Raw genomic sequence first — 15,301 nt, 5'->3', positions numbered from 1 at the left:
ACCAAGGTCGGCACCCACCCGATGGTTCGCGAACCCGGTCGTGCCGGCCGCTGGGATCAGCCGTTGTCGCGCAGGAACCGGGCCATCGAGGAAACACCCGGCACGCGCGGCTCGAACTCACCGGCCACGTCGATGAAGCCGCGCATCACCGCGATCTCGCGTGGGCTGCGGTTGAGGCTGTCGCGCACTTCCGGATCGGCACCGGCACGCAGCAGGCGCTGCACCAGCAGCGGCAAACCGTGCAGGGCGGCCAGGTGCAGCGGGCCGAAACCGCGCGGGTCACGCACGTCCAGGCTCACGTCCTCGTCCAGCAGGCGCTCCACCGCGGCCATCACCACCTGCTCGTCGCAGGCGGTACCCGGCTCGGCGCGTGCGCCCAGCAGCAGCAGCAACGGCGTAACCGAACCGGCAGCAGCCTGGTCCGGCTCGGCACCGGCCAGCAGCAGGGTGTCGAGCAGGGCCAGCAGGCGCGAGCGGTCACGGGCACTGAAGCCATACAGCGCGGCACAGTGCAGCGGACCCAGCTGCTGCGCGTCACCGGCGTGCACGTCGGCACCGGCGGTGAGCAGGCGCGCGACGATGTCCGGCAGGCCCAGCGCCGAGGCCAGCATCAGCACCGTCACTCCGCCCGGCAGGCGATGTTCCAGCTTGGCACCGGCATCGAGCAGGGCCGAGACGATGTCCACCTGGCGCATGCTGACCGCCGCCGACAACGGCGTGGCACCACTGGCCGCCGCGTGCTGCGGATCGGCGCCACGCGCCAGCAGCAGGTCGGTCACTGCCAGATGGCCGCCACCGGCCGCACGCAGCAGCGCGGTGCAGCCCTGTGCATCAACCGCGTCGACGGCGAATCCAAGATCGATCAGGCGGCGCACTGCATCGACGTCACCGGCCATCGCGGCGGCCGGCAGATCGGCCTCGCGCAGGGTGCGGCGTGGCAACGGCCACACCCGCCAGTCCAGCCAGTCGGCCAGGTCACGGCGACCAATCGACAGCGCCACGCCCAGCGGCGTCTGGCCATCGGCGGCGCGTGCTTCCGGCGAGGCGCCGTGCTGCACCAGCAGCTTCAATGCACCTTCGCGAGCCAGCGCGGTGGCCAGATGCAAGGCGGTCATGCCGTGGCTGTCGCGCGCTTCGCGATCGACGCCAGCCTTCAACAGAGCCTGCTGCAGGCGCAGCCAACCCAGGCGTACCGCCAGCGACAGCGGCGGATCGCCGGCCGGCGAGGCCGCAAACGGATCGGCACCACGTTCCAGCAATTCCAGCGCCAGCTGTTCCAGCCCTCGGGCGGCCTGGTCGTGCTGGGCGCAGGCGGCGAGGAAGCGCGCCAGGCCACCGCGCCCGGCCGGCGACAGGCCACGCTGCAGCATCACCTGCAGTGCAGGCACCGCATCGATGCCGCGCGACAGCAGCGCAAACATCGGCGTGTCGGCGCAGGCGTCACGCACATAGGGATCGGCGCCGTGGCCCAGCAGCCAGTCGACCGCACGCGGTTCCAGCGCCAGCTCCGGATCGAGCAGCAGGCCACCCAGTTCTTCCGGCTGGCACAGCCTGGCCAGCGCGGCCATGCCTTCGGTGTTGCCGAAACCCAGCGCTTCCCGCAGCAGGGTCAGCGGCGGACGGTCCGGCAGCAGGCCGCTGGCCATGGCCGCTTCGCCGCGCTCGGCCAGCCCATCACTGACGGCGGCCGGCAACGGATAGGACGGGTCCAGCAGGGCCACGATCGCCCAGCGGCCCGCTTCGGCGGCATAGTCCACCGCACGGCGGCCGACCGGATCGGCGGCATCGGCGGCGATGCCCAGCTCGACCAGGCGCTTGATCAGCAGCGGCGAGACATCCTCGGCCATCACCGCCAGCTGCACTGCGTTGCGGCCTTCGCCGTCCACTGCAACCAGGTCGGGTTTGTGCGGCAGCAGGTGCTCGATCACCGCAGCGCGACCGGCACGGGCCGCTTCCAGCCACGGCGTACGGCCCAGCGCATCGCGTGCTTCCAGGTTGGCGCCGGCACCGAGCAGCACGCCGATGATCTCGACGTGGCCCGCCAATGCGGCCTCGTGCAGCGCACTGCGGCGTTGGCGATCACGCGCGTCGGCGCGTGCCTTGTGCTTGAGCAGCAGCTGTACGCCGGCCGGATCGTCGTCTTCGGTGGCGGCGGCAGCCAGCAGCACCGGAGTGCCTTCGGCCGGCTCGCTGCGGGCACCGCGTTCGAGCAGGAAACGCGCCAGGCGCCAGTTGCCGACCTGGCAGGCTACCGCCAGCGGCGACCAGCCATCACTGTTCAGCGCATCGACTTCGGCCGCGGCATCGCGCAGCAGCGCCGCCACGCCCGGGTCGGAACTGCGCGCGGCATGGTGCAGCGGGGTGTTGCCGTCGCCGTCGGTGGCGCGCGAATCGGCGCCGTTGGCGAGCAGGGTCATCACCGCTTCGGGGCGACCATGCCAGCTGTCACGGGTCGCCGCCAGCAGCGGGGTCATGCCGCGGTGCGGCGCGTTCACGTCGACGCCGCGGGCGATCAGTTCGCGCAGCAGGCGAAGGTCGGGCAGCACCGCGGCCAGTACCGCCAGGCTGCGCTGGTCGCGCCAGTTCGGGTCCGGCAATGCATAGGGATCGGCACCGGCCTGCAGCAGCTGCAGGCCGCGGTCGATGCGGCCATGGCGGGCGGCTTCGTACAGGGCCGGGGTCAGTTCCTGCGGCGCCATCGCCTCCAGCGGCGCGGTCTCGGCCGCGGCGGCGAACATCGGTTCGTGTTCGTGGCTGGTCGCGTTCAACGCGCCGGTACGCAACGACACCAGCGGTGCGGGCGCCACCCGCTGCAGCAGCAGGTGCAGCAGCGGCGACAGCACCACCACCGCCAGCGCGGCCGGCCATCGTGCACTTTCCGGCAGCAGGCCCGGCCAGGCCGGCAGCACCACCAGTGCCGCCAGCGCGATCACCAGCGCGGCCACACCGAGGCCGCGCCAGGCGGTCAGGTCACGCCCTGCCAGCGCCTGCCAGTGCTGGGCCAGGCTGCCATCCAGGCGTTCGACATCGTTCCACAACGGCCAGGTACGCCAGGCCGCCAGCAGGCCGGCACTGACCAGCACGCTCAGGCCCAGCACCGCGGCCAGGCTGCCACTGTCACGCAACGCGGCCAGCGGCCAGGCCAGCAGCAGCGCCAACAGGACCGGTGCGGCCGCCCACAGCGCCAGCAGCGCCGGCAGATCCTGGCGAGCAACCACCTTCAACGGTAGCAGCGCGCGGCTGCGCCGCCACCACGACACGCCCAGCGCGAACGCAGGCTGCGCCAATGCGGCAAGCAGGGCGCCCGGGACGCCGCCCACGGCAGCGCCCAGCGCCAGCACGGCGCCAACAGTGAAGGCGATCGACAGCGCGCGCGGACGGGAGGGATCAGTCATAGTGCCGCGGCATCAGGCTGGCCACCGAAGGCGGCACCTGCAGGTAGAAGCCGCGTTCGCTCATTTCGCTGCGGACCTTGTCCGGGTCGGCCTGCGCCAGGCGGCGCTGGGCATCCAGGGCGACGTCCAGCACGAAAGTGAGCGTCCCCAGCGATTTGAGCAGCGGCGCAGGCAGCGCGCTGAAATCTTCGCGTCGGGGAACGTAGACGTAGGTGTCCGGCTTGAGTTGGCTTTTATAGACGTAGGCGTGCATGTCCGCGGGACAATAACCCGGGAAGAGCCATGATTGTGTCGGAAAGCCGACACCGGGGAAAGCCGTCAGCCGACGATGGCGGCGTGATCGACGGTGTTTCCCCGACGAGGTTCAGCAATGTGGCGACGGCGTTCAGCCTTGGCCCGGTGCTCAGTGATAGCCGGCGTCGGCGTGCACCTTGCCGCGGAACACCCGGTAGGACCACGCCGTATAGCCGAGGATGACCGGCAGCAGGATCACCAGCCCGACAAGGGTGAAGCCCAGCGATGATGCCGGCGCAGCGGCCTGCCACAGGGTCATCGATGGCGGCAGCAGGTACGGCCACATGCCCAGCACCAGGCCGAGGAAGCCGAGCACGAACAGGGCAAGGCTGAGCAGGAACGGCGGCAGGTCACGGCGCGGATGGGTGGCGCTGCGCCACAACGCGGCCGCCACCGCCAGGGTCAGCAGCGGTACCGGCGACAGCCACCAGAAGTTGCCATCGCTGAACCAGCGGTCCATCAGGCGCGACTGCAGGAACGGCAGCCAGCTGCTGACCAGGCCCATCGCTGCGATCACCGCCACCACCAGCGGCCGGGTCATCTGCCGCGCCAGCGCCTGTACCCGGCCTTCGGTCTTCAGGATCAGCCAGGTACTGCCCAACAGCGCGTAGCCGGCCACCAGCGCGGCGCCGGTCAACATCGCGAACGGACTGAACCAGGCGAACGGGCCGCCGTGATAGACGCCGTCCTGCAGGGGCAGGCCCTGCACCAGCGTGCCCAGGATCACGCCTTGGGCGAAGGTGGCCAGCAGCGAGCCCAGCGCGAACGCCACGCTCCACAACCGGCGTGAGCGGTGCGCCTTGAAGCGGAACTCGAAGGCCACGCCACGGAACACCAGCGCCACCACCAGCAGCAGCACCGGCAGGTACAGCGCCGACAGCAGCACCGCGTACGCCTTCGGGAACGCCGCCAGCAGGCCGGCGCCACCCAGCACCAGCCAGGTCTCGTTGCCGTCCCAGATCGGTGCGGCGGTGTTCATCATCAGGTCCAGCTGTTCCTCGTCTTCGGCGAACGGCGCAAGGATGCCGATGCCGAGCACGAAGCCATCCAGCACCACATACATCAGTACACCGAAACCGATCACCGCGAACCACGCCACCGGCAGCCAGGTCATCAGGTCCATGTCAGCGATCCTCCAGCGGTTCGTCGGCTGCCGACAGCGGGCGCGCCGGGGTATGGCTGCCGTGGTCCAGCGACGGCCCCTCGGCATACGGCTGCGGCCCATGGCGCAGGATCTTCACCAGGTACCAGATGCCCCAGCCGAACACGAAGGCATAGCCGACCACGTAGACACCCAGCGACAGCGCGGTCATCCACGCACTCTGCGGGCCCACTGCGTCGGCGGTGCGCAGCACGCCATACACCACCCACGGCTGGCGCCCCATTTCGGTGACGAACCAGCCGGACAGCAGTGCGATGAAGCCACTCGGCAACATCCAGTTCCAGCCGCGCAGCAGCCAGGGTGAATCCAGCAGCTTCCGGCGCCACAGCTGGAATGCCGAGACCCAGGCCAGCAGCAGCATCAGCGTGCCCAGCCCGACCATGATGCGGAAGGCGAAGAACACCGGCGTCACCGGCGGCCGTTCGCTGGCCGGCACCGACGTGAGCGGATCGAAGCTGCCGTCCAGCGAATGGGTGAGGATCACGCTGCCCAGCTTCGGGATCGCCACTTCGAAATCGTTGCGCTCTTCCTTTTCGTTGGGCAGCGCGAACACCACCAGCGGCACGCCCTCGCCTTCCTTGGTTTCATGCCAGTGCGCTTCCATCGCCGCGATCTTCATCGGCTGATGCTTGAGCGTGTTCAGGCCATGCATGTCGCCGACGAAGATCTGCACTGGCACCGTCAGCGCCGCGAACGCTACCGCCGCGACCAGCATGCGCCGGCCGGCTTCCACGTGCGTGCCCTTGCGCAGGTACCACGCGCCGACGCCACCGATCACGAAACAGGTGGTGATGAACGAACCCAGCGCCATGTGCGCCAGGCGGTACGGGAACGAGGGGTTGAACACCACCTGCCACCAGTCCACAGGGTGCACGATGCCGTTGACCATCTCGTAGCCGGCCGGCGTATGCAGCCAGCTGTTGGACGACAGGATCCAGAACGTGGAGAACAGCGTGCCCAGCGCGACCATGCAGGTGGACAGGAAATGCAGGCGCGGAGACACCCGCCCCCAGCCGAACATCATCACGCCGAGGAAGCTGGCTTCCAGGAAGAACGCGGTCAGCACTTCATAGGTCAGCAGCGGGCCGATGACCGTGCCAGCCACTTCGCTCAGCCGCGGCCAGTTGGTACCGAACTGGAAGGCCATGACGATGCCGCTGACCACGCCCATGCCGAACGACACGGCGAAGATCTTCTGCCAGAAGAAGTACAGCTCGCGCCACACGGGCAGTTTCGTGCGCAGCCAGCGCCATTCAATGAAGGCCAGCCAGCTGGCCGTGCCGATGGTGAAGGCCGGGAACAGCACGTGGAAACTGATGACGAATCCGAACTGGATCCGGGACAACAACAACGCGTCCAAGGGACGCCTCCTGCCTGCGACCGGTGGGATACCGGACCACTTTAGGAGGATTTGGTTAAGCCGGGATGCGACCGGGTGACGCGCTGCTTCACTTTGTCGCAGGGGTCAACCGCTCTGGTAGCTGCCAACCTTGGTTGGCACACAGGCCCAAACGCCGACCAAAGTCGGCATCTACCAGGCCCACCGCCCGGAGGGCGCCTCAGTTCCAGAAATACCAGGCCGCGGCAGCCAGCAGCGCGCCGAACAACAGCACCTGCACCACCACGTACAGCACACCGCTGTCGCGCGTTTCCGCCTGCAGCCGCTGCTGCAGCGCCTCGCTCACATCAGGCACGGCGTGCCGTTGTTCCTGTTCACGCAACGCCTGTGCCAGCGCGCGCTCGTCCGCATCGCGAGGGTCAGTCGATTGGCTCACAGCAGTTCTCCGGGGGTGGCGCGTCGCGTCAACTCCTGCTTCAGGACCTGCCGCGCGCGGTACAGGTGGCTCTTGATGGTACCGCGCGCCAGCCCGGTGACCTGCTCGATCTCGGCCAGATCGAAGTCCTCCAGATAATGCAGGCCTACAATCAGTCGTTGCGGCGCACTCAATCGCTCCAGTGCCGCGCCCAGCTGGCGCCCGGCCTGCACCGCCTCGCTCAACTCGGCCGGCCCGGGGCCTTCATCGCCGATGCCCAGTTCCTCAGGCACCTCCACCGCCACCATCCATTGCGCCTCCAGCCGCCGCCGGCGCAGGTGCTGCAATGCAGTGGTGTAGGCCACCCGCGAGACCCAGGTGCGTAGCGAGGATTCAAAGCGGAACCGGTGCAGCTGGCGGAACACCGCCAGGAAGGTCTCCTGCAGCAGGTCGGCCACCTGGTCGCGGTCGCCGACCATGCGCCCGATCACGTGCGCGCAGGTGCGTTGATGGGTCTCCACCAGGTGCGCGAAGGCCGCCTGCGAGCCATCGATGATCGCCCGCACCAGGGCCTGATCCGCATCCAGTGGCTCGGCAGGTGCTGCGATCGCCACCATGTTCTGGCGGCGACGGCCCCGCAGTGCCGACAATGCTTCGCCGAGCAGGCTCATCTACGGGGCGCCCCCTGTGCCCGTGGCATGGGCCAGCTCAGCCCCTGCGCGCCGCAGGACGGGTGAAGTGCCAGGCCAGCAGCTGGCCGAGGCCGGCGCTGCCAACCAGCGCGGCGGCGGCACCGAAGGTCAGGTCACGGGCACCGATGGCTTCCAGCAGGGCCATCGCCAGCGCCAGGCAGACCAGGCTGATGCCCCAGCGCAGCGCGCCCTGGCGGCGGCGCTCCTCTTCCAGCACGGCCAGCGAGCGGATCACCTCCTCCGGCACGTGTGGGGCCACCAGCTTGCTGCGGGCGCGGGCATCGGCAATGGCGTGGATCGCATAGGCGATGCAGATGAAGAGGGTGATCGGGATCAGTTCCTGCATGGTCGGACTCCTGTTCGGTGGATGATGCGGGTTCAGGACAATGGATGCGCGAGCCCGGCAACCGGTTGCAGCAGTTTGCCGATTCCGCTGCCATGACCTGTGGCCCCTGCCCGCGGCCGGGGCGGCTGCTACCCTTGCCCGGTTTCCTCTTCCGGTGCCGTCCGCCCATGTCCCGAGTGCTGCCCCTGTCCCTCCTGCTGTCGGCCGTGCTGGCCGCACCGGCCGCGCATGCCGCGCCGACGCCGATCACCATCGAACAGGCCATGGCCGACCCGGACTGGATCGGGCCGCCGGTCGAGAAGGCCTGGTGGTCGTGGAACAGCCAGCAGGTGGAGTACCAGCTCAAGCGCAACGGCAGCCCGGTGCGCGACACCTTCCGCCAGCCGGTGGCCGGTGGCGTGGCCGCACAGGTGGCCGATGACCAGCGCGGCACCCTGGACGTGGCCGAGCCGGTCTACGACCGCAGCCGCAGCCGCAGTGCGTTCGTCCGCAATGGCGACGTGTTCGTGCGCGACCTGCGCAGCGGCGCGCTGACCCAGCTGACCCGCAGCAACGAGCGCGCAGGCAACGTGAACTTCGCGGCCGACAACGGCGTGATCTGGCGCGTCGGCCAGAACTGGTTCCATTGGACTGCCGCCAGCGGCGTGCAGCAGGTGGCCAGCCTGAAGGCCGAGAAGGACCCGCGTACGCCGCCGAAGGCCGACGTGCTGCGCGACCAGCAGCTGCGTACGCTGGAAACCCTGCGTCGCGACCGCGACCAGCGCGAGGCGCTGAAGGACCAGGACCAGCGCTGGCGCCAGGCCGACCCGACCCGCGCGCCCGGCCCGGTGTACCTGGGCACCGATGTGGAGATTGCCGACAGCGTGCTGTCGCCGGACCTGGGCCACCTGATCGTGGTGACCAAGCCGAAGGACTTCGATGACGGTCGCGGCGGCAAGATGCCGCTGTACGTGACCGAATCAGGCTACGAGGAAACCGAGGACACCCGCACCCGCGTTGGCCGCAACGGCTTCGAGCCGCACACCCTGTGGTACGTCGACGTGCGCACCGGCAAGGCCGAGAAGCTCTCGCTGTCGGGCCTGCCGGGCATCGGCACCGATCCGCTGGCCGAACTGCGCCGCAAGGCCGGCAAGGACGCACTGAAGGGCGAACGCAGCCTGCAGGTGATGAGTGATTTCATGGGCGGTGGCATCCGCTGGAGCGCCGACGGCCAGCAGGCTGCAGTAATGCTGCGTGCCAACGACAACAAGGACCGCTGGATCATCAGCGTCAACGCCGCCGACGGCCGCGTGCAGAACCGCCACCGCCTCACCGACAACGCCTGGATCAACTGGGGCTTCAACGATTTCGGCTGGATGGCCGATGGCCGCACGCTGTGGCTGCTGTCCGAGGAATCGGGCTTCTCGCACCTGTACACCCAGGCCGGCAGCGCCAAGCCGCAGGCACTGACCAGCGGCAAGTGGGAAACCTCGGCGCCGGTACCGTCGGCCGATGGCAAGGGCTTCTACTTCCTGTGCAACCAGCAGGCCCCGCATGACTATGAAGTCTGCGCGGTCGACACCGGCAGCCGCCAGGTGCGCGAGCTGACCAGCCTCAACGGCGTGGAGGACTTCTCGCTGTCGCCGGATGGCCAGCAGCTGCTGGTGCGCTACTCCGGCGCCTACCTGCCGCCGCAGCTGGCGGTGCTGCCCATTGCCGGTGGCCAGGCGCGCGTGCTGACCGATACCCGCACCGCCGGCTACAAGGCGCGCCAGTGGGTCCAGCCGAAGCTGGTGGCGGTGCCGTCCAAGCATGGCGCCGGCGTGGTCTGGGCCAAGTACTACGAACCGGAAAACAAGGAGCCGGGCCGCAAGTACCCGATCGTGATGTTCGTGCACGGCGCCGGCTACCTGCAGAACGTGCACCAGCGCTACCCGGCCTACTTCCGCGAGCAGATGTTCCACAACCTGCTGGTGCAGAAGGGCTACATCGTGCTGGACATGGATTACCGCGGCAGCGAGGGCTACGGCCGCGACTGGCGTACGGCGATCTACCGCAACATGGGCCACCCGGAACTGGAAGACTACAAGGACGGCCTGGACTGGCTGGTCGATACCCAGCAGGGTGACCGCGACCACGCCGGCATCTACGGCGGTTCCTACGGCGGCTTCATGACCTTCATGGCGCTGTTCCGCTCGCCGGGCACCTTCAAGGCCGGCGCCGCGCTGCGTCCGGTGGTCGACTGGCACCAGTACAACCACGGCTACACCAGCAACATCCTCAACACCCCGGACATCGATCCGGAGGCGTACCGCGTGTCCTCGCCCATCGAGTACGCGCAGAACCTGCAGGACAACCTGCTGATCGCCCACGGCATGATGGATGACAACGTGTTCTTCCAGGACTCGGTGAACCTCACCCAGCGCCTGATCGAACTGCACAAGGACAACTGGTCGATCGCGCCGTACCCGCTGGAACGCCACGGCTATGTCCGTGCCGATTCCTGGCTGGACCAGTACAAGCGCATCCTCAAGCTGTTCGAGCAGAACCTGAAGTGAGCACTGCCGCGGCCACGATAGAGATCGTGGCCGCGGTCATCCTGGATGACCGTGGCCGGGCGCTGGTGGTGCGCAAGCACGGCGCCCACCGCTTCATCCAGCCGGGCGGCAAACCCGAACCCGGCGAAGCGCCGCTGCAGGCGCTGGCCTGCGAGCTGGACGAGGAACTGGGCGTGCAGCTGCGCGCCGATGCCGCCCTCCCGCTGGGCGCCTTTGAAGACTGGGCGGTGAACGAGCCCGGCCATCGCGTGCAGGCACAGGCGTGGTGGGTGCAGGTGGACGGTACCCCGCAGGCGCGCGCCGAGATTGCCGAACTGGCCTGGGTGCCGCTGCAGCCGCCACACGGCCTGCCCTTGGCACCGCTGAGCGAACACCATATCCTGCCGGCCGTCGCCACCCGGGTGACGGCCCGCTGACCGCGCGGGTGCCGATTGCAAGGACACCGGATGTCAGTGCCGCTCCCGCCGCCCTCGTTGCAGCCTTCGCCCTACCACGCGTGGATCCGGCCACTGGTCCAGGCGTCCTTCTGGTTATCCGCACTGCTGGCCGGCTATTTCGTGCTGCAGGGGCTGCTGGTGTGGCCGCTGCACGACGTTCCACTCTGGCAGCTGCTGGCGGGTGAAGCACAGCATCGGCAGATGCACAGCCTGACCTGGCTGCTGGCGCACCCGGTGGGTGCCTCGATGATCGCTGCATTGCTCTGCCTGGTCTCGGCCGTGGCCAGCTGGGGGCTGCTGCGCGAACGCTACTGGGGCCTATGGAGCTTCGTGGTGATGCTGCTGTTGAGCGCGCTGGCCAATTTCGCGATCACCTGGTGGTGGGACGTGTTCATGCGCGACATGATCGTGCTGCTCGCCGACGGGCCGGAGATGCAGCAGTCGCTGCAGCCGCGTCGCTGGATGATGACCTTCACCCTGCTCGGCACTTCAGTGCTGTTCCTGGGCCTGCAGGGTTGGCTGGCCTGGCGCTTGTTGCGGCCCGATATCCGCTCGCGCTTCCGCTGAGCCCCATCCCCTTCTCGCACGACAAGGACCGTCGCATGCGCTTGCTGGCTCTTTTCCCTGCCCTGCTGCTGTTCACCGCGCTGCCTGCCAGCGCCGATGCCCTGCGCTGCGGCGAGTATCGCAGCCTCGATGACGGCATGGCACTGGTGTTCACCAGCCCCAGCAGCGGCTACCGCCACAACGGCATCGATGAGCCGGAGCCGCTGTGGGTCGATCGCAGTGCGGCACAGGCCCGCCTGGTCATGCTCGACGATGGCGTGGCGGAGCCAATCCGGATCAGCGCCGATGGGCAGCGCATCGAGGACAGCGTGTCGGTGGTCTACACCCTGCGCCAGTCCCGGGCCTGCGCCGCCGAACCCAGCGCGGTGGCCGGCAGCTGCCGCGCTGCTGGCAGCTACTGCATGGTGCAGCTGCCAACGGCCTCGCCCGGCCAGGCCCGGCGCGCCTGCGACGAGGGCGTGGGTGCGGGTTGCTCGGCGCTGCTGCGGCTGATGCGTGAGGGCGGTGCGGCGGATGCTGCCGATGACGCCGGCCCGGCCTTCTTCGAGCGCCCGCCGCCGTGCCGCGAACACACCGCCGGGCACGATCGGCAGGCCTGCGAAGCCATGACCGACGATGCACTGGCCACCGCCATGCGGCGGGTGGACCAACGGCTGGCACAGGAAGACGAAGACACGCTGGATTCGCCGCTTCCGGTCGCTGCGCGTGATCGCCTGCAGCAGTTGTGCCTGCAGCACCGGGGTGGCCGCTTCTGCGTTGAAGTAGCCGCGCAGCAGCTGACCGCGCTGCAGCCCGCATTGGCGGTGCAGGCCCTGCAGGTCACCTGCGATGGCGGCCGCGTCAGTGCCTGCGAACGTACCGCGCCGCTGCGTGAACTCGGTACCGATCTGCGCCTGGTGCCGCTGCAGCGGGTGCCGTGTGGCCGCTACCAGGCCGACGGTGGCCAGTTCGACAGTTTCGACTTCAGTGATGGCATGCAGGCCCGGCTGCACGAAGGTGCCGTCCAGCTGCAGCAGCACGGCGAAACCTTCGTGCTGCGCCAGCTGGGCAATGGCGACCTGCTCGGCATGGACATTCAGACCGCCTACGAGCGTTACCGGCCAGTGACCGACGCGGGCCGGTGCCGCCCACCACGGCGCTGACCGCCGTGCATCGCACGGCCCGGCCGGGCCCTGCGGTAAAGTACGCGCCATGAACGAATTCGAGCGCGTGCGCGCCTACCTCACCGACCTGCAGGACCGCATCTGCGCGGCGATCGAGGCCGTCGATGGCCAGGCCCGCTTCCAGGAAGACCTGTGGCAGCGGGCCGAGGGCGGCGGCGGGCGTACCCGCGTGCTGCGCGATGGTGCAGTGTTCGAACAGGCCGGCATCGGCTTCTCCGACGTGGCTGGCAGCCGCCTGCCGCCGTCGGCCTCGGCCAACCGACCGGAACTGGCCGGCGCCTCGTGGCGCGCCACCGGCGTGTCGCTGGTGTTCCACCCGCTCAATCCCTACGTGCCGACCACCCACGCCAACGTGCGCTTTTTCCAGGCGCAGCGCGACGGCGAAGTGGTGGCCAGCTGGTTCGGCGGCGGCTTCGACCTGACCCCCTTCTATCCGTTCGACGAGGACGTGCAGCACTGGCACCGGGTCGCACGCGATCTGTGTGCGCCATTCGGTGAGGAACGTTACGCCGAGCACAAGCGTTGGTGCGATGAGTACTTCTTCCTGCGCCACCGCAACGAAACACGCGGCGTCGGCGGCCTGTTCTTCGATGACCTGCATGGCGATTTCGAGCGCGATTTCGACTATCTGCGCGCGGTCGGCGATGGCTTCCTGGAGGCGTACCTGCCGATCGTGCAGCAGCGCAAGGACACGCCCCATGGCGAGCGCGAACGCGAGTTCCAGCTGTACCGCCGTGGCCGCTACGTGGAATTCAACCTGGTCTACGACCGCGGTACGCTGTTCGGCCTGCAGAGCGGTGGCCGCAGCGAAAGCATCCTGATGAGCCTGCCGCCGCGGGTGCGCTGGGAATACGGCTTCAACCCGGACGCCGGCAGTGCCGAGGCACGCCTGGCGGATTACCTGGTGCCGCGCGACTGGCTCTGATCTTCCGGCACCACGCCTGACGCTTGGTGCCATCCCCACGCCTGCGGTGCGTCGTGCACCGGACAGGTCGTCTTTTTTCCTCAAGGATGATGTCATGCCCGCGTCTGTTTCCCTTCGTCCCCGCGCTGCGGGTTGGCGCTCCCTGCTGCTGCTCGTGCTGGCCTCGGCCAGCCTGCCGGCCGCCGCGCAATCGATGGCCTGCGGCACCTACAAGGACAGCAGCGGCAACACCACGCTGACCCTTGAAAGCGAGGGCCACGGCTTCCTGTCAGGTCCCTACCAGGCCACCGAGGAACTGCGCATCGCCCGCCAGGACGACGTGCTCGGCACCGGCAACCTGTCCACGGGCCGCCTGGAGAACTGGTACTTCTCCGACAACGAACGCACCCTCAGCACGCCCTACCGCGAGTTCACCCGTGAGCGCTCCGCCGCATGCAAGGTGATGCCAGAGCCCATCCAAGACGGCTGCGTGATGAATACCTCCGAGTGCCTGGAAGCGCTGCCGGAGGCCGCACCGCAGAAGCTGCATGCCTGGTGCGCCGAGGGCGTGGGCGCCGCCTGCATGCGCCTGCTGGAAACCTACCACCAGCAGGCCAAGGACGCTTCGCCAAGCACGGCGGAGCCGCCGATGCCCGAGATCTGCAAGGAGGAGTCACCGTCGTTCGACGCCGAGGGCTGCACGGCGGTGGCCAGGCAGGTCGCCTCGGAAATGATGGGCAAGGCCCTGCTCGGCCTGCAGCATTCGGTGGATGCGCCGCTGCCGCCGGCACAGCTGGATGAACTGATCGCCTTGTGCCGCGTACAGCAGGGCGAAACGTTCTGCGCCGACACCGCCGAGACCTTGTGGAGCAGTGGCCGCCTGCAGCAGGCCCGCGAGGCGCTGCAACTGTCGTGTGCGCAGCGCGCGGATGCCCCGGCCTGCGGGCCGGCCAAGGATCTCGGCGTGCTGGCCAGCGCTCCCGGCACGGCGCTGGCACCGGTCACGGCCAGCGCGCTGCCCTGCGGCAGCTTTGAAGCCGAACGCAGCGTGCTGTCGCAGCTGCGCTTCCTCCAGGATGGCGTGGTCGAAGCCGGGGGCCGCGAGCAGCCACTGCGCGCCAGCCTGCGCGACGGCCGCATCCTCATCCATCGCGAACTCGGCAGCGACTTCGTGCTGCAGCTGCTGCAGAACGGCAACCTGGCCGGTATCGACGGTGGCAACCGCTTCGCCTACTACGAGCGCAAGCCTGCGGCGAGCAACGACCGCTGCACGCCATGACCGGGGCTGGGTAGCACCGGTCCCCCGCCCGGCTGATGCACCGTGCAGCCGGGCCCAGGCTCGGCGCTACCAGGTCAGGTGCTCTTCCTGGGGATGATGGTGATGTGCCCGTTGATCTCCAGCAGGGCCAGCTCGACATCCTCCACGCCCAGGCAGCCCTGCTGGCGCATGGCAGCCTCGAAATCAGCGCGGGTGACCTGTTCGCGACGCAGCACGGTGTCGAACAGGCGCCCATCGCGCGCGATCACCACCGGCTCTCCCTCCACCAGGCGCTCGATCCGCCGGTTGCGGGTACTGACCCAGCCCACCCCGTAGTTGAGCAGGATCAGGGTCGCCGCCAGCAGCAGGCCGCCGCCCAGCGAGGTGTCGGTGCCCAGCAGGGCGTTCTGTACGGCATTGCCCAGCAGCACGATCAGCAGCACGTCGAACGGCGTGATCTGCCCCAGCGCGCGCTTGCCGCTGAGCCGGACCATGCCCAGCACCACGACGTAGACCACCACCGCGCGCAGGATGAACTCCCACCACGGCATCGCCAGTGCGAACAGATCGGGCATCGTTTTCCCCTGCGGAGCGGTGGCCCAGCGTGGCGCAGACCAGGGAATCTGGCAACGGCACAAATAAAAAGCCCCGCTGACCAGGGGGAGGTCAACGGGGCCGGGGAACGGGCACTTGGGGAGGAGTCCCCGTTCCGAGATCTGCTCCAGGGGATGGGAGAGATCCACAACAGGCATTGCGCCTGTCGAGAGTTATAGAAGCACTCCGAACACTAAC

Annotated in this window: 14 protein-coding genes; 6 read left to right on the top strand and 8 right to left on the bottom strand. The window is 68.8% G+C overall.

The features are described 5' to 3' along the window. Window positions 1-56 precede the first annotated feature (56 nt). The 7 genes from AC5P7U_RS17950 to AC5P7U_RS17920 all read right to left on the bottom strand — a co-directional run bounded on the left by AC5P7U_RS17950 (window position 57) and on the right by AC5P7U_RS17920 (window position 7,643). Window positions 57-3,395, bottom strand: coding sequence for an ankyrin repeat domain-containing protein (locus tag AC5P7U_RS17950; RefSeq protein ID WP_197563362.1), 3,339 nt, complete (start codon window positions 3,393-3,395; stop codon window positions 57-59). Next, window positions 3,388-3,648 (bottom strand): YcgL domain-containing protein, encoded by a 261-nt coding sequence (locus AC5P7U_RS17945; RefSeq protein ID WP_006476245.1) that lies wholly within the window; start codon window positions 3,646-3,648, stop codon window positions 3,388-3,390. Before AC5P7U_RS17945 ends, AC5P7U_RS17950 begins: the two co-directional genes overlap by 8 nt. Window positions 3,649-3,798: 150 nt before the next feature. After that, window positions 3,799-4,812: a cytochrome d ubiquinol oxidase subunit II gene (gene cydB / locus AC5P7U_RS17940; RefSeq protein WP_006476247.1), complete on the bottom strand. Its 1,014-nt coding sequence runs from the start codon at window positions 4,810-4,812 to the stop codon at window positions 3,799-3,801. Window position 4,813: 1 nt separating this feature from the next. Continuing rightward, entirely contained in the window at window positions 4,814-6,211 is a 1,398-nt protein-coding gene (locus tag AC5P7U_RS17935; protein ID WP_008266442.1) for a cytochrome ubiquinol oxidase subunit I, read from the bottom strand. A 199-nt stretch (window positions 6,212-6,410) separates the two neighbouring features. Further along, window positions 6,411-6,626: a hypothetical protein gene (locus tag AC5P7U_RS17930; protein WP_495221306.1), complete on the bottom strand. Its 216-nt coding sequence runs from the start codon at window positions 6,624-6,626 to the stop codon at window positions 6,411-6,413. Beyond that, window positions 6,623-7,276: an RNA polymerase sigma factor gene (locus AC5P7U_RS17925; protein WP_495221305.1), complete on the bottom strand. Its 654-nt coding sequence runs from the start codon at window positions 7,274-7,276 to the stop codon at window positions 6,623-6,625. The genes AC5P7U_RS17930 and AC5P7U_RS17925 overlap by 4 nt, the downstream gene beginning before the upstream one ends. Window positions 7,277-7,313: 37 nt before the next feature. Further along, window positions 7,314-7,643 carry a hypothetical protein gene (locus tag AC5P7U_RS17920; protein ID WP_303637224.1) on the bottom strand — a complete coding sequence of 110 codons (330 nt, stop codon included), beginning with the start codon at window positions 7,641-7,643 and terminating at the stop codon, window positions 7,314-7,316. A gap of 167 nt (window positions 7,644-7,810) precedes the next feature. Between AC5P7U_RS17920 and AC5P7U_RS17915 the strand changes: the two genes are divergently transcribed. From AC5P7U_RS17915 to AC5P7U_RS17890, 6 genes are all read left to right on the top strand, one after another. Beyond that, the gene (locus AC5P7U_RS17915) at window positions 7,811-10,180 is read left to right on the top strand and encodes a prolyl oligopeptidase family serine peptidase (RefSeq protein WP_197563358.1); all 2,370 of its coding nucleotides are present in this window, start codon (window positions 7,811-7,813) and stop codon (window positions 10,178-10,180) included. Beyond that, window positions 10,177-10,596: an NUDIX domain-containing protein gene (locus AC5P7U_RS17910; RefSeq protein WP_197563356.1), complete on the top strand. Its 420-nt coding sequence runs from the start codon at window positions 10,177-10,179 to the stop codon at window positions 10,594-10,596. Before AC5P7U_RS17915 ends, AC5P7U_RS17910 begins: the two co-directional genes overlap by 4 nt. Before the next feature lie 30 nt (window positions 10,597-10,626). Then, the gene (locus tag AC5P7U_RS17905; protein ID WP_197563354.1) at window positions 10,627-11,184 is read left to right on the top strand and encodes a hypothetical protein; all 558 of its coding nucleotides are present in this window, start codon (window positions 10,627-10,629) and stop codon (window positions 11,182-11,184) included. Between the two features lie 35 nt (window positions 11,185-11,219). Then, complete coding sequence (locus tag AC5P7U_RS17900; RefSeq protein ID WP_197563352.1) at window positions 11,220-12,326, top strand: hypothetical protein; 1,107 nt, start codon at window positions 11,220-11,222, stop codon at window positions 12,324-12,326. Between the two features lie 49 nt (window positions 12,327-12,375). After that, entirely contained in the window at window positions 12,376-13,272 is an 897-nt protein-coding gene (gene hemF, locus AC5P7U_RS17895; RefSeq protein ID WP_197563350.1) for an oxygen-dependent coproporphyrinogen oxidase, read from the top strand. A gap of 94 nt (window positions 13,273-13,366) precedes the next feature. Next, window positions 13,367-14,530 carry a hypothetical protein gene (locus tag AC5P7U_RS17890; RefSeq protein WP_495221304.1) on the top strand — a complete coding sequence of 388 codons (1,164 nt, stop codon included), beginning with the start codon at window positions 13,367-13,369 and terminating at the stop codon, window positions 14,528-14,530. Between the two features lie 74 nt (window positions 14,531-14,604). On the opposite strand, the gene AC5P7U_RS17885 is transcribed toward AC5P7U_RS17890, so the two are convergent. Next, complete coding sequence (locus tag AC5P7U_RS17885; RefSeq protein WP_008266839.1) at window positions 14,605-15,084, bottom strand: DUF421 domain-containing protein; 480 nt, start codon at window positions 15,082-15,084, stop codon at window positions 14,605-14,607. Between the last annotated feature and the right edge of the window lie 217 nt (window positions 15,085-15,301).

The sequence above is a fragment of the Stenotrophomonas sp. YJH_SMC_57 genome (assembly GCF_059369755.1).
This window is presented reverse-complemented; position numbering and strand designations above follow the sequence as displayed.

Excerpts from the sequence above, each read along its gene's own strand:
- AC5P7U_RS17920 (WP_303637224.1), bottom strand. The coding sequence starts at position 7,643 with ATGCAGGAACTGATCCCGATCACCCTCTTCATCTGCATCGCCTATGCG.
- AC5P7U_RS17900 (WP_197563352.1), top strand. The coding sequence starts at position 11,220 with ATGCGCTTGCTGGCTCTTTTCCCTGCCCTGCTGCTGTTCACCGCGCTG.
- AC5P7U_RS17950 (WP_197563362.1), bottom strand. The coding sequence starts at position 3,395 with ATGACTGATCCCTCCCGTCCGCGCGCGCTGTCGATCGCCTTCACTGTT.
- AC5P7U_RS17915 (WP_197563358.1), top strand. The coding sequence starts at position 7,811 with ATGTCCCGAGTGCTGCCCCTGTCCCTCCTGCTGTCGGCCGTGCTGGCC.
- hemF (WP_197563350.1), top strand. The coding sequence starts at position 12,376 with ATGAACGAATTCGAGCGCGTGCGCGCCTACCTCACCGACCTGCAGGAC.
- AC5P7U_RS17905 (WP_197563354.1), top strand. The coding sequence starts at position 10,627 with ATGTCAGTGCCGCTCCCGCCGCCCTCGTTGCAGCCTTCGCCCTACCAC.
- cydB (WP_006476247.1), bottom strand. The coding sequence starts at position 4,812 with ATGGACCTGATGACCTGGCTGCCGGTGGCGTGGTTCGCGGTGATCGGT.
- AC5P7U_RS17890 (WP_495221304.1), top strand. The coding sequence starts at position 13,367 with ATGCCCGCGTCTGTTTCCCTTCGTCCCCGCGCTGCGGGTTGGCGCTCC.
- AC5P7U_RS17885 (WP_008266839.1), bottom strand. The coding sequence starts at position 15,084 with ATGCCCGATCTGTTCGCACTGGCGATGCCGTGGTGGGAGTTCATCCTG.
- AC5P7U_RS17945 (WP_006476245.1), bottom strand. The coding sequence starts at position 3,648 with ATGCACGCCTACGTCTATAAAAGCCAACTCAAGCCGGACACCTACGTC.
- AC5P7U_RS17925 (WP_495221305.1), bottom strand. The coding sequence starts at position 7,276 with ATGAGCCTGCTCGGCGAAGCATTGTCGGCACTGCGGGGCCGTCGCCGC.